Origin of the sequence: Aliirhizobium smilacinae (assembly GCF_006335145.1) — a bacterium.
Lineage (GTDB): Bacteria > Pseudomonadota > Alphaproteobacteria > Rhizobiales > Rhizobiaceae > Neorhizobium > Neorhizobium smilacinae.
The window spans coordinates 333,996-348,894 of the sequence record NZ_VDMN01000002.1 but is presented as its reverse complement, the minus strand read 5'-3'; the positions used below and the strand labels follow the sequence as shown (position 1 = coordinate 348,894).

Below are 14,899 nucleotides of genomic sequence, written 5' to 3'. Positions count from 1 at the left end.
GCCGGCCCGAGACGACAACCTACAGCAATATGATTTGCACGACGTTTCAAGGTGCCTGCCGCGTCGGTCCTCGGTCGCAAGGGGTCGTTCTGTCGGTCTATGGATATGGTCGGCACGCGCCTCAATGTGGAAGATGCTGGCTCGGGGAAACCGGTAAAACGCTCACGTGAAAACAATGCCAGAGGCAAACACCGACTTCAAGGTTGTGGGAATTGGTGCCTCATCGGGCGGCCTCAGCGCGACAAGAGCACTTCTGCGGGAACTGCCTGCCCGCACCGGATGTGCTTTCCTGCTTGTGCAGCATCTTCACCCTGCACAGGAGAGCATGATTGCCGAATTGGTGGCTGACGTCACCACCTTGAAGGTCGTTCAGGCAGTCAATGGTGCCGATCTGAAGCCCGAACACGTGTATGTCATACCTCCCGGCGTCTACATGTCCGTCGAGGCACAGAAAATTCGTCTGAGTCGGGACCCGGAGCGGCGTGGAGTGCCGCTTCCATTCGATTTCCTAATGCGGTCTGTGGCAAAAGAATACGGCTTCAGGGCAATCTCGGTCATTCTGTCGGGGACCGGATCTGACGGCTCGATCACGGCAGGCATCATCAAGGCTGCTGGTGGACTGGTCTTAGTGCAAGACCCAGAAGAAGCTGAATTCGAAGGGATGCCGCGGAGCGCAATCGCCGCTGCCGCGGGCGCTGTCGTCCTTCCGATCGTAGGCATTGCCGAAGCAATCATCGGTTACTTGCCGTCAGCCGCCAATAGTCCTTCAGGTATGCTTGACCGAAAAAAAGCAGAACTCCTGCCGCGGATCATTGAGTTGTTGAGACGCTCCACCCCGAACGACTTTTCGTCTTACAAACACGGCACCCTGCAGCGCCGTATCGAAAAACGCCTCACCATTCTCGGCATTTCTGCAGACCAGCCAGAGCAATATCTCAATGTGCTCAACAATAGCGAAGAAGAACGACGGTACCTCGCAAACGACCTTCTGATCAATGTCACGGAGTTCTTCCGTGACATCACAGTTTTCGATTTTCTTCGTTCACGCATCATCCCCGACCTCATGCGAGGCAGGCTCAGTGACGATACGGTGAGAATATGGGTTGCAGGCTGCAGCACCGGCGAGGAAGCCTACTCGATCGCTATGCTTTTTCTCCACCATATCAAATCTCTAGGACTGTCGGTCAAATTCCAGGTATTCGGTTCGGATGCCGATCCCGACGCCATCGCCATTGCGAGGCAAGGGGCCTATCCGGTCTCTGCGGTCCAGACTGTTCCGCCTCAGCTTCTCAAGGACTATTTTATCCGCACTGATTCCGGTTACAGCGTTGTGGCCGAACTTCGTGCGAGCGTTATTTTTGCCGTCCACAACGTCTTGAGCGACCCGCCTTTTTCCAGCATGGACCTCGTTTCCTGCCGTAATCTGTTGATTTATTTGGAGCCAGATGCCCAGGACGAGGTACTCGCCTTGTTTAATTTTACGCTGCGCGAAAATGGTGTGTTGCTTATCGGGAAGTCCGAAACCGTTGGTGGAATGGAAGATCGCTTTAAGCTTATTTCCAAAACCGAGCGTGTTTATCGTCGGCTCGGAGGCCACATTGCCGACGATCTTCATTTCAAGATGACCTCTATCAATAATTCCCTGGTTACGGCATTGCTTGGCAAGGTGGGCAAGGCTGAAAAGCAGGACAGGCTGGGCGATATCGTTTCACAGGCTTTGCTCGACCGACATATCCCCGCGGCTATTCTGATCAATCGCCAATGTGAATATCTTTACTCAATCGGTCCGACCGAGAAATTTCTTCAGTTTGCCCCCGGTCCCGCATCCCACAGCCTTTATGCCATCACGCCAAAGTCCCTGCACAATAAGATCCGCTCGGCAGTCCATCGTGCTGCCCGGGACGATAAAAGGTTTGTGGTCCGCGGCGCAAAAATAGAAGTTGACGGCGTCGAGTTGCAGTTCAGCATCGATGTCGATCCTCTTTCCGACCACAATAAGGAGCTGTTCCTGATATGCTTTATCGAGGAACTGCCCCGGCGTGGATCGGCGTCTCCTCAGGCAAGTGGCAGCACCGATACCGCACGCATGGTCGAGCTCGAGTTGGAGGAGACCCGTACCGAACTGCATGATGCCATCCGTGGCCTAGAAATTGCCGGGCGAGAGCATAAGATTATCACTGCTGAAGCACTGTCGCTTAATGAAGAGTATCAGTCGACAAACGAGGAGCTCATAACCTCCAAGGAAGAGTTGCAGTCGCTGAATGAGGAGTTGACGTCTCTGAATAGCCAGCTGCACGAAACATTGGAGCGCCAGCAGTCCATCTTCAACGACCTCGAGAATGTTCTTTTCAGCACCGACGTTCCGATGCTCTTTCTCGACGTAGCGCTTAAAATCCGGTTTTTCACACCCGCAATGCGATCGCTCTTCAACATCTTGCCCTCAGATGTTGGTCGGCCGTTTTCTGACCTGAGCCCGTTGGCTGACGACATTAGTTTGTGGACAGACGCAATCACAGTTCTCGAAACCGGCGGTTCGGTCGACAAGGAAACTGCGGCACGCGACGGCCGCTGGTATATTCGCCGGATCAAGCCTTACCGCATGAAGCAAGGCGGTATTGAGGGTGTGGTGATCACCTTCATTGACATGAGTGTCCAGAAACAAATCGCCGAGAGCCGAGAGTCTGCAAAGAGAGCAGCGGAGCTTGCGACGGAAGCCAAGTCAAAATTTCTGACAGCCGCAAGCCATGACTTGCGACAGCCTCTGCAGACATTGAAACTTCTCCATGGGCTTTTGGAAAAAAGCGCAGAAGACCCTCAGTCGCGCATTTTCGTCAAGCGCATGGAGGAAACGCTAGCCTCGATGTCGGGCATCCTGAACACCGTACTGGATATCAACCAGATTGAAGCCGGCATTGTGCATCCCCACCTCGAAATTTTTCCTTTAAATGACATTCTCGCGCGGCTGGAGCGGGAATTTTCTTACCAGGCCAGAGCAAAGGGATTGGAGCTGCGGGTCGTCCCTTGCCAGCTTTTGGTTTATACCGATCCCCGTCTTCTGGAACAGATCATCCGCAACCTCTTGTCCAATGCGTTGAAGTACACGCTGAAAGGCCGGGTCCTGGTCGGTTGCCGGCGCAGGGGCGAGAAGCTCAAATTGCAGGTGTGGGACACTGGAATTGGCATCCCCGAAAATCAGATCGACAACGTTTTCGACGAATACCATCGGGTCGACGTGAGCCATGAAGGCAGAGAATACGGGCTGGGACTTGGCCTTTCAATTGTTAAGAGGCTAAGCGATTTGACTGGTCTTGACGTATCCGTTCGCTCGACATCTGGAAGAGGGTCGGTTTTTTCGGTCGAGATCAATACGTCGCTTGTGGGAAGTCCACGTGTGTCGCTACCTCAGACGACGCGTGAAACTCCGAGTGCCCCGAGCGCTTCCATACTCGTGATCGAGGATGAGGACGGGATGCGCGATCTTCTGGAGATGGGATTGGAACAGGCTGGTTATGTCGTGGCGGCAGCGGCAAATGGCTCCCAGGCCATCAGTCTCGTGCAAAACGCAGAGTTCGTCCCGGACATAATTCTCGCCGACCTCAATCTGCATCCGGGAATGGACGGGATCACGGCGATCACAAATATTCGTGGTCTTTTGGGCCACGCAGCCCCTGCGCTGATCCTGACGGGCGACATCTCCAGCAATACATTGCGCAAATGCGCGCAGCACAAAGTCAAACATTTGAACAAGCCGGCGAAGCTCAATGATATCGTGAGTGCGGTAGACGGCTTGCAGACTTACGTCCGAGATTTGAAGACCCTAGGCGACCCTGTTTCGGTTGAAAGCGGCGTTTGCACGCTGGTCGAGATTATTGACGACGACTCAGGAGTAAGAGACAGCATCCAGGTCTTTTTTGGTGACGGCGTTTGGTCCGTCATAGCCTACATCTCGGCGGAAGAGTATCTGGCAGGATATGATCCTGACCGGGCAAGCTGCCTGCTGATTGATGCCCATCTGCCGGGTATGAGTGGCCTTGAGCTTTTGAGCACACTTAGGGAAAAGCACCATCGGTTTCCGATGATTATCGTGACCGGGCACAGCGACGTGCACATGGCGGTCGAGGCCATGAAACGCGGCGCGGTTGATTTCGTCGAAAAGCCGTTTTCTTCACAAGAGATCCAGCTGAGCGTTCGAAAAGCCTTGCTTTCGTCCCGCAGTATCAACGAACGTTCCGAACGACGTGACGCTGCCAGAAAGACTCTCAGCGTTCTGACAACACGGCAGCGCCAGATCTTGGATCGCATTTTACGTGGCCAACCCAATAAGATCATCGCTGCGGAAATGAAGATCAGTCAGCGAACAGTGGAAAATCACCGCGCGTCGATCATGCGTCGCACGGGGTCGACCTCTTTGCCCGTTCTCCTTCGCATCGTCGTCGCTGCCGAGGAGTAACCGGTTCGGTTTACCGCGTGACCACGAAGGGTTCTGTGACCGTTTGCTACATGCTTAATTTCAAATTGAGATTTGGATTTGAGGTCGGCCGATCTCAAAGCGGATTAGCCGTCTGCAGTTTACATTCCTTCTCTGGCGTGGCCGAGGTGGATGAGGACGCTACTGGTCGGAAACCATCACAATCCCAGATCCTAGAGACTCAGTTTCTTGAACAAGTTTTCAGGGATTGACTGGATGATCGTCATGACGAGGCGCCATGCAGGACGTACATAGATGACATTCTTGCGCTTTTCCACTGCGTCATAGATGGCTTTGCCAAGCTCTTGCGGCTCGGCAGTCAACGCCATTGGAAGTTTCATGCCCGCCGTCATCCGCGTCCGCACGAAGCCTGGTTTGACAGTCAGCACATGAACGCCGTTCGCGGCCAGTCGGTTACGTAGCCCGGAGAGAAATGCCGTCAAACCGGCTTTGGCAGCACCATAGACATAGTTGGAGGCACGGCCGCGATCGCCGGCCACGGACGAAATCCCGATAATTGTGCCTGAACCCCGCTCCTCAAATCGCGATGCAATCAATCCTAACAGGAGACACGGCCCTTCGAAGTTCGAGCGCATAATGAGTTCGGCATGATCTGTATTACGCTGAGCCTGTACCTGGTCTCCCAGCAATCCCACCGCCAACAGAACGGCATCTGGTAGCGCGGACAAGCTGCCAAGAAGCGGCCCGAAGCTGGCGGTGTCTAGAACGTCGAGCGCGACGGCCGTGATGGTGCTTCCGGGCGTGCGTATCTCAAGATTGGCGGCTTCCGCCTGGGCAATAGTGAGATCTCGTCCGCTGATCGTCACATTCCAGCCCTTTCTGGCGAAAGTGATCGCTGTCGCTTTCGCAATATCGGACGTACCACCGACGACCAGCAGGGACTTTCTTTTCCCAAGCATTGTTTATGACCCTTTCGTTGATGAACCGCGGAGAGGTTCAAAGTGAAAGTCTTTTGGATTGAAGCGAAAAGAAGCTGGCTGCGGCACCGGAAGCGCGACGCATCTCGCGGAAGGCGGAGAGGCGGGGATCGGCCGCCTCAAGCGTTGTGCTGCTCATGCGCGCATCCTTGGCAAGGTAGAAGCGGCCGCCATGGGCAACGGTGATCGCGTCGAGCTTCTGCATCAGCGCAAGGCTGGCCGTATTGGCGGGAAAGTCGAGGGCCAGCGTGTACCCTTCCATCGGGAATGAAAACCGGCTTTCCTGCGCGCCCATCCGTTTCAGCACAGCAAGAAACGATCCCTGGCCGGCATAAGCGGTCGCTTCCAGTAATTCTGTGATCCCTTTGGTGGTTGTAGAAAGTGGAAGCACACATTGGAATTGCGCAAAGCCACGCCTTCCATAGATCCGGTTCCATCCGAGAATTGCATCGAGTGGATAGAAGTATCTGTCCCATTCGACAAAGCTGTCGCCGGCATTGTGGCGCCCCCTTGCGTAATAGACTGCGTTGAAAGCGCGGACCGAAAAGCGATTCAGTGCGAATTGGGGCGCGTCGAACGATACACGCCGCTTGCGCGTGACGGTGCCAGGATATGGGACAGCCCTTTGCCGGTCGCCAAGCTCGTCATACCTGGCGTGTTCACCCAGTATGACGGAAGATCGCCCGAGCATTTTTTTTGGTGCGAGGCAATCGATCCAGGCGACCGAATAGGTCCAATCTACGGATCGTTCAAATATTTCGATCGCATGTTCAAGACAGCGGGCGGGGACCGTCATCTGCCTTATCCAGCCGCTTTCCACTGGGGTTAGCCGGATGGCTGCGCGCAGGATGATCCCAGTCAGACCCATGCCACCGATGGTGAAGGCAAAAAGATCCGGATTTTCTGTTCGCGAACAGCGTAGCACGCTGCCGTCGGCGATCATGAGGTCTATCCACTCAACAAAACTTCCGAAAGATCCGTGCTTGTGATGGTTTTTTCCGTGAACGTCGGTCGCTATCATACCCCCGATCGTCACGAATTTTGTGCCTGGTGTCACGGACGGGAACCAGCCGCGGGGCAGGACTGCCTCGATAATATCGCCGAGAATGACACCAGCCTCGACCGTTAGCACACCGGACGTGGGGTCGAACGCAATCATTCGGTTGAAACCGGTCAGATCGATTGTGAGCGTTTGATTGAGGGCGCTGTCACCATAGGCGCGCCCGTTACCGCGAGCGATACATGGCCCGGAAAGAATAAGTTCACGTAATGATGTTTCGTCATGAGGAAAGCTGATACGGCAGTCGGCCTTCGGGAAGCGCCCCCAGCCGGAGATCTCCATTGGTCAAACCTCCACTTTGCGAGAGGGGAAGACAAACCTGCGATCAAGATTGTATTTGACCCAATATCCGATCGTCAGGCCAATAACAGCGCCAAGTTCCCGTGCCTGATTTGTGTTCCATGTGAGCCAGAACGCAGTCTCTGTTCCCCAGAAGATAAGCGTCGTGACGACGCCGGTGAGCGTATAAAGGCCAAACTTGCGGCTTTCTACTCCACGTCCGGCCGCATTATCGAGAAAAATCCACCTCTTATCCAAGGCGTATTTGGTGAGGAGGCCGGTTGCCGTGCCTGTCAACATCGCCAGCGAGAAACCCCATCCGTCGCTCCACACGGCGAGTAACGTGCGTTGTGTCAACAGATTGACCAGTGTCGCAACGACGGCGAAAAGAGCGTAGCGAACTATCAGCTGCAGCATGGTTCAAGTCCATCCAACAAGACAACGGATCTTCGCCAAGACTGAAGGAAGCTCCGTTTTTCCGGGTGGGCAGACGTGATCTGAGCTGGTTGCTTTGGGAACATCTAGAAAGTGCGCTGACGCTTCAGGCATGGGCTCACATAATCCCTGCAATGATGACGATCAGGATGAGAACGCCGCAATAGCGGCTGACCCGATCTTTCATCGCAAAAACAATCGGGTCGTCGTCCATTATGCCGCGATGGGCCATCATGACCATTCGGCTGACCCAATAGAGTAGGATAAGGCAGATGCCCCAGAGGCGAGCCGGATGGTTGTAAAGCTCCTGGACCGCAGGGGAATCGAGGTAAAGCGCAAGAACCAAGACTGCGATGTAGCCGGAGCTGAGAGCCATCATCGACACAACGAGTTGATCTTCACCTTCGTAGCCCCGGCCATTGGCTTTGCCCCGCCCGGATTTGACGACGTCGACCAGTTCCCCCTGCCGTTTGACGGCGGCGAGCGAGAAGAAGAAGAAGATCGAGAATGCCAGCAGCCATTCCGAGATCGGCAATCCAGTCGCGGCTCCGCCAGCGAAGATCCGCAGCGTATAGAGACCGGCCAGCGCGCAGATATCGACGATGAGCTTACGCTTCAGGCAGACGGAATAGATCATCGTGGTGGCGTAATACAAAGCCATGATTAATAGGAATTGCGGTTGCTGGGCCCCAAGCCCGAACAGCAATCCTGCCAACAGCAAGGCAGGTACCATCAATGTCCCGTGTTGCAATGAAACCGCGCCGGAGGCAAAGGGCCGATTGCGCTTCCTGGGATGAATTCGATCAGTGGAGAGATCCAGCAAATCGTTCAGCACGTAAACGCTCGACGCGACAAGACTGAAGCAGAAGAAAGCGAAAAGTGCTTCAACCCAGACGTATATCGACGCCTCGTGGGCCGCGATAAGAGGCAGAAAGACAAGTATGTTCTTCGACCACTGATGCGGTCGAATGGCGTTGAGATAGGATAGTCTGCTATATTCCGGGTCAGAAAGATGCATGACCTCGCCGCTAAGCGAATGGACTTGTCCTCTATCCTTCGGTGAGAGCCCAACGGTGATGGCTCGTCGAGCCGAATTCCACACTGGAATGTCTGCATGCGCATCGCCGATATAGTCGTAATTGCCCGCACCATAACGTTCGACGAGGAAACCCGCCTTCACGCGTCCTTTCAAATTGCGCGTGCCGTCCGAGCCATAAACCTCATCGAAAAGCCCAAGATGATGCGCTGTAGCATTGGCGATTGACTGATCCGTGGCGGTGACGAGAACTGCCCTGCCACCTCGCTCGCGCCATTCCTTTATGTACTCCAGAACACTGTTGTTATAGGCGAGCAAAGCCGGATCGATCGCAGTATTTCGCGCCAGATTTGCCTTAAATCGCGCTTTTCCAGCCGTGAGCGAGCCAACTACCTGCAAGAGCGCCCAAAGATCTTTTGACGCGCACTCCCAAAAGGATTCGTAAAGGAGATCGCCTTTTATGAGCGTCTTATCGAGATCCACAGCAAGTATAGGCAAGTCACCCATTGCTGCACCTCTTCGCTACAGCGTCGTTTCATCATAGTGAGTCCTTCGGCGAGAAGCCGAATGACGCCTGAAGATTAAATTGCTGTTATCCAGCTTAAGTTACCCGATCGTTCCAAGGTAGATCGCCCATGGTGGGGGGACTTACTGCGTTCGGTGAAGCGCGGGGAGCCGAAAGCATGAGCGCGGCGACATTTATACCAGGAGGATAGTGCGTTCGAGGTAGGCAAGCCCCGTTTGTACGACTTGCGCTTCGGATGTGGGTAAATGAAAATAACATGCTGCCGTCGGGTACAATGCAATGTTCAGCATTTTCCCGGGACCATCCCTGCTCGCTAAGCTCTTGGGCCGCCGTTGATGAAAGTTTTTCAAAGAACAGCGAGCGGGCTAGCCGTCGATTGGCGAGCCATGGAATGCTGGGGTGCTGGTATATCCCTTTTCCTTCAGATGGGTGCCTTTTTCCCGCTCTTGTTGACAGATGCCGACGGAGCATTGGGCGATCCGGCCAAGGCCAAGTTGCGTCTGATTTGCCTGCCCGTATACGCTTTTGCCGGCCTGATCGTGATACGAAACAGCCGGCAATTTCTCATCGCGGTCCGGCGGAACCTGCTGTTGCCTGTCATCCTTGCATTGCCATTCTTGTCTGTGCTTTGGTCTGTAGGACCATCGACGACACTGAGACGCGCGGTCGGCCTTTTGTTTACCGTGCTCCTGGCCTATGCATTGGCGATACGCTTTACGCCGCGACAGTTGCTTCTGATCGTATTCGCGACCTTGGGCGTGTGTATCGTCCTCAGCGTGGCGATGCTTGCAGTATCGCCGGAGCTTGCCCGCATGCCGGGGGATGGTGCGATGCGCGGGGTCTTTATCAACAAGAACAGTCTCGGCTGGTTCGCCTGCATGATGCTGCTTGTGGCGACGATCGTTCTCCTGGACGGGACCTTAGGTTTGCGGCGAACCGCCTTCGTCTTGCTGGTTGCAGGCGGGATTTGCCTGGCAGGCTCCGGATCGATGACGGCGATGATCGCGACCGGATCGGTGTACTGCCTGATCGGATTTTACACCATATTGCAGCGAACCCGCGGCATCGGCCGCGTGGTTATCATCCTGGTATCTCTCCAGTTTTCTGTCGGTATTCTTATCTTGCTTCACGAGTTTCTGGTGCCGTTCCTGGAGGCGCTCGGGAAGGATGCGACCTTGACGGGTCGCGTGCCGCTGTGGGAGCTGGTCGATCGTCAGATAGCCGATCACCTGCTGTTCGGTTACGGCTATCAAGCCTTCTGGACCGAAGCCAATCCCTCCGCATGGGCTATCTGGTCAAAAATCCTGTGGCAGGCTCCCCACGCCCATAACGGTTTCCGCGACACGATGTTGAGCTTCGGATTGTGTGGAATGATGCTCTTTGTCATTCTGCTTGTGCGGGCGGTGTACCAAGGCGCCGTCCTTCAATGCCGCGATCCGTCTTTTGGATGGCTTTGGCTGAATGTCTACACGGTCATGATGCTGGTGATGAACCTGACCGAAAGCCTGTTTCTGATCCAGAATGACGCCATCTTCATTCTGTTCGCGACGGGCGTCATCATGTTCTCGCTACACGCGCCTGCTGTTTCGTTAAATCCGTACCCTCACATCTATGCTCGGACGCGAGGCTTCACAGTGGAGTTACAGGTCTCATGAGGCTGGGCTCTGTACTGATCTTGAGTATTTCTCTTGCCGCGTTTTTTTCGCAGGCAGGCAGATCGGCACCAACAGATCTCGGCGAAACTGCTCCCGACCGCGTGCGGGATCGGATCAGGGACACAACCTGCGTGAAAACCTCTGTTACGGCGAGGTCAGCCCCGGGCGATATTTCAATCAGTACGTCAACAACCCGTACCATATTTTACGTTTCGCCAGATGGCGACGATGCCTGGAGCGGGTCCAGTCCGGAACCAAATTCTCAGCGAACCGACGGACCTTTTGCCAGCCTTGAAAAAGCTCGGGATGCCGCGCGTGATAAGGGTGGCGACAGCACCATCGCGATGGGCGACGGAGATTATTATCTGGCTCGGCCAATAATATTCGACTCTCGCGATGCCGATCTTCTCATCACGGCAAGATGTAACGCAACACCGGTGCTACACGGTGGCCCACGCGTTCTCGGCTGGGTGGCGCAAGCCGATGGCCGCTGGACTGCGCCACTGATGCTGCCCCCAGGCGAAGAAGTAGGAGACCTGTTCGTCAATGGAGGGTTGCAGACCCAGGCGCGCTTTCCGAATGCCCCGCTTGACGGAGATCCAACCAAGGGATGGCTGTTTGCAGCAAAGTGTGGGCCGAGCATCGATGCCGGGAAGGGGGATACCAGCTTTTGCTTTCACGCCGGCGATTTTCCTAGCTTGAAAGACGCCGCAACCCTTGTCGCCAATATCGTCGGTGGTTTCCATCCTGGCAGTCAGTGGGGCAGTGATACTCTCCCGGTGGTTGCGATCGACGGCAAAACTATGACAGTGCATACGAAGGGTACCCCATATTTTTTTACCGCAGAAGGCAGCCGCTATTTTCTAACCGGAGCGTCCGTCTTTCTCGATGCTCCGGGCGAGTGGTGGTATGATTCCGCTGCAGGGCAGATCGAATACATGCCCGCCGACCGGAGATTTCCCGACGCCACAGTTGTTGCTGGTATACTGCCGACATTCTTCAAGCTGGAGGGTGCCGACGGATTGATTGTTGCAGGCCTCCAGTTTCGACATGGATCTCCCCTCGGCAGCGGCAAGTTCATGACGGAAACCAGAGGGTATGGCGCCATACGGCTCGAACACTCGGATCGGGTCATGCTGCTCGGCAACTCCATTGACAATGTCGGGGTCGGTATTCACGTATCCGAGAGCGATAATGTGCTGATTGCCGGCAACGAGATCGGGGATGTTGCCGGCAACGGAATTTACCTGGGTACGACCTATGGCAGTTTCGGCAAATCGAGCGGCGCCAGAATTCTGTCGAACCATATCCATGATATCGGAAAAACATATTACGAGACGGCAGGGATAACATTTCAGGCAGCAAGTAATCTTCGCATCGCCCACAACCTTATAGAAAATGCTGCGCAGTTTGGGATCGGCGGTGGATCCTCGTGGGGGCCGCAGGACGCCGTGCATGACGTGGTCATCGAATATAATGTCCTGCGCAACGCCAACCAGAAGACGGCGGATGGCGGTGCAATCAAGATGATGGGCGAGCAGGGAGACGTTCTGAACTGCAGAATTCGCTATAATCTTGTCACAGGCACCGGTCATCTCATGAACAGGCCCGATGGTACGTTCTGGCCTCGCGGATATGAAAGTACCATCGAATGGCCGTCACCCATCAGTTGGGCGATCTACACCGACGGCAAGGCCAGCGGCGTTCGCATCGAAGGAAACACTCTTTCGGACAATGTATCTGCGATTGGTATCAATGGCGGGTGGAGCAATGTGGTGACCGGAAATTTCATAACGCGCGGATCGGGAGCCGCCTTTCGTATCGACGAAGGGACAGGCAAAGGGTGGCGCCCTCAATGGGCCCGTCCCAATCGTATCGAGGAGAATGACGTATCGGTCGACAGCGACCGCGGTCCCGTCGCATTCGTCAATGCTCCTGATCATGGGCTTGGATTTGTGCAATTCGCCCGCAACCGCTACAGCGGCGCCCTGAACGGTCGGAGCTTCCAGCTCAATCCGGGGATAATGCCTTGGGAAAATTACACGAGCCTGAGCGGTCTTCAGAAGGCTGGGATAGATAAAGACAGTGTAATCCTCAAACCGAACCGCGGGAGAGAACACTGACATGGGATGTCTCTGGTCGGTGTTCTCCGACCGTCGCAGAGGGCTGAAAACGCTCTATCCAGATCCTGTCATACGCCAGATGGTCAGAGCGAAATAGCCCGCGAAAGCCATGATCATAAAAGCATCGTGACGGGGGTGCTTATTCTTCAGCCGCGCCATTCCGAGGCAGAGGAGAAGCAGAACGGGAATCTCCGCGTAGCGCTGAAAACTGAACTTTTGTGCTGCTTGAGCTGCAAAATAACAAGCGAATAATGATAATTCCGGACTGAGCCGATATCCATCTCTCCACCCGCGCCGCCAATAGGCGAACACTATGATTACGCCCATTGTCAGCAATGGAAGGGTCAACAGGGGGCGACCGTAAAACGCTGGCAGCGATGCCGCGACTTTCCAAACAACCGAATGAGGTCTCGTGCCGCCATCTTCCGGGAGAGCGAACCACAGCGCGAGAGAAAATGCGACTATTACGGCGATATTCCGTGCCAGCGTACTCACGTCGTCGGCGAAGTCTTCTCTGCGAAGGAATAGCCAGCCGAAGATGCCGAGAAGTGCCAATCCATGCAGGACGGGTCCGGGCGAAAACCCCGCATGCATCTCTTTCCATTCCGGAGGCGTCAGTCCGCCCCATTGCAGTATTAGTGCTGTTGCAACTACCAAGGATGGCCCCAAGGTCAGAATTGCCGGGCCAACCACCCGCCAGGTGAAAATCCTGGGCCATTGTTCGCTCACGGTCATGAGTGCAAAGGCACCGGCTGTACTCAGGAAGCTTTGTCGCGCGATTGTGGACGCTGCAGCCGCGATACCGAACGTGAGCGGCTGACGCGGAGAGGCGGCAAGCGCATAGGCCATCGCAAATAGACCAAGCATCGAGAGGCACTCGGTTACCGGGTACAGAGCGGGTGTCCAGAAATATGTCGATGAGATCAGCGGGAAGCCGAATGCCAGTGTGCGCAACGGAGATGCGCCGCTGGATCGCAATGCTGCGTAAAAGAAAAGAAGCGCGGTCGCCGTGAGGAAGGCAGGCCCGTAAAGGCACTGCCAGCTACTCCGGTCGAGCGCCTCGGCTCCGGTTAGCTGAGCAAAGGCAGCCATCAGCCAGTGAAAACCGGGACCGGTCGCCGACCACGCGGGGTAGTTCAACTGTATACCCCACTCCATGAACCAATTGATTTGAGGTAAGTGATACAGTTCGGCGTCGAGCACGCCCCATTGTCTCGGATTGAGGTCCAAAGACATCAAGGCAACGACTGCCGAATAACCGAAGAGCAAAGCTGAACAGGCGTAAATGTCGCGATTTAACAAGGACGTTTTCATGGCTTGCCTGGATCCATGGCTATGCGAAAGCCGACATCGGGTCTGCGTGCACCGGGCGTGAGTCTGTAACGCGCGCTCGCTCGGGCAAACCCCGAAGGAAGCAGGTAGGACCCACCCCGCACTACGCGTACTGTGCAATTCGCCGGATCCTGCGCAGAGCCATCCCGTGGAGCATGGTCATATTCACCGTAGCAGTCCTGTATCCATTCCCACACATTGCCGTAGAGATCGTGGAAGCCTTCCGGCGTAGGTTCAAACCTGCGCACAGGTGCCGTGGCTTCGAATGTGTCCGGACCTTCGACTGCCGTGTGGCAGCAGTCCTCGTCGCCAAAATTGCCGAATGCATGATCGGAAACGTTGCCCCACCAAAAACGGGACTGCATTCCTGCACGGGCAATACGCTCCCACTCTGCTTCGGAAAGTAAGCGGTATCGAAGCCCGGTCTGCGCGCTCAACCAGGCGGCATAGGACTGCGCATCCCGCCATGACACACCGGTTACAGGATGGTCATCGTCTGGCGCCTTCACAAACGGTGCCCGACAGGCCTCGGCGCGAACACATGTGTCATATTGCAATGCCGTGATTTCGGTCGTTGAGGCGGCGAACGAACTCAGTTGAATAATACGGTTACCCCGCTCATCGGGGGCAGCCCAGTCATCGTGATCACCGCCCATCTCGAACTTGCCGGCCGGCACCGTGATCATAGTCGGAAAGTGCTCAACTGTTTCAGCTGCTGAGGTGCTGCATTCAAGGACCAAAAATCCGAGTGTAATCCGCCCAATTGCGAGCAAATCTATTCTTCTCTCAGAGCAATGAAGAGTACCGATGTGGGATCCACGCGGCGTCGGGTTCAAAGACCAATCCCCCTTATCGTTCTCTGATCTGCGTGGACGCTAATTATCGTCGATGTGTCGAATAATAACATAATGTAATTCATGCGATGAATTACGTCATATGGCGGATGTGAAGTATATTATCGATTATATCATGAGTTGTTTTGCTCGAATGGGTGTGCCATCGAATGCCGCGGATTTCCTGATAATCAGAATTTTTCCGGTCTGACGG

At 55.1% G+C, this 14,899-nt stretch carries 9 protein-coding genes; 3 read left to right on the top strand and 6 right to left on the bottom strand.

The genetic code is table 11. From position 1 onward, the window contains the following. The first annotated feature begins 175 nt into the window (after nt 1-175). Nucleotides 176-4,450: a CheR family methyltransferase gene (locus FHP24_RS12440; RefSeq protein WP_139676513.1), complete on the top strand. Its 4,275-nt coding sequence runs from the start codon at nt 176-178 to the stop codon at nt 4,448-4,450. A gap of 191 nt (nt 4,451-4,641) precedes the next feature. Here the strand turns inward: FHP24_RS12440 and FHP24_RS12435 are convergent, their stop codons facing one another. The 4 genes from FHP24_RS12435 to FHP24_RS12420 all read right to left on the bottom strand — a co-directional run bounded on the left by FHP24_RS12435 (nt 4,642) and on the right by FHP24_RS12420 (nt 8,723). Beyond that, complete coding sequence (locus FHP24_RS12435) at nt 4,642-5,388, bottom strand: SDR family oxidoreductase (protein ID WP_139676512.1); 747 nt, start codon at nt 5,386-5,388, stop codon at nt 4,642-4,644. A gap of 37 nt (nt 5,389-5,425) precedes the next feature. Beyond that, a complete protein-coding gene (locus FHP24_RS12430) occupies nt 5,426-6,748 on the bottom strand; it encodes an FAD-binding oxidoreductase (protein WP_139676511.1) in 1,323 nt (440 codons plus the stop codon). Nucleotides 6,749-6,751: 3 nt separating this feature from the next. Next, nucleotides 6,752-7,162, bottom strand: a complete 411-nt coding sequence (locus FHP24_RS12425; RefSeq protein WP_139676510.1) for a GtrA family protein — start codon at nt 7,160-7,162, stop codon at nt 6,752-6,754. Nucleotides 7,163-7,298: 136 nt separating this feature from the next. Beyond that, entirely contained in the window at nt 7,299-8,723 is a 1,425-nt protein-coding gene (locus FHP24_RS12420) for a UbiA family prenyltransferase (protein WP_139676509.1), read from the bottom strand. A 354-nt stretch (nt 8,724-9,077) separates the two neighbouring features. Between FHP24_RS12420 and FHP24_RS12415 the strand changes: the two genes are divergently transcribed. After that, complete coding sequence (locus FHP24_RS12415; RefSeq protein WP_139676508.1) at nt 9,078-10,397, top strand: O-antigen ligase family protein; 1,320 nt, start codon at nt 9,078-9,080, stop codon at nt 10,395-10,397. Next, nucleotides 10,394-12,520: a right-handed parallel beta-helix repeat-containing protein gene (locus FHP24_RS12410; RefSeq protein ID WP_139676507.1), complete on the top strand. Its 2,127-nt coding sequence runs from the start codon at nt 10,394-10,396 to the stop codon at nt 12,518-12,520. Before FHP24_RS12415 ends, FHP24_RS12410 begins: the two co-directional genes overlap by 4 nt. A gap of 54 nt (nt 12,521-12,574) precedes the next feature. Here FHP24_RS12410 and FHP24_RS12405 read toward each other — a convergent pair whose 3' ends face one another. Further along, nucleotides 12,575-13,834, bottom strand: coding sequence for a hypothetical protein (locus FHP24_RS12405; protein ID WP_139676506.1), 1,260 nt, complete (start codon nt 13,832-13,834; stop codon nt 12,575-12,577). Continuing rightward, a complete protein-coding gene (locus FHP24_RS12400; protein WP_139676505.1) occupies nt 13,831-14,625 on the bottom strand; it encodes a formylglycine-generating enzyme family protein in 795 nt (264 codons plus the stop codon). Before FHP24_RS12400 ends, FHP24_RS12405 begins: the two co-directional genes overlap by 4 nt. Nucleotides 14,626-14,899 lie beyond the last annotated feature (274 nt).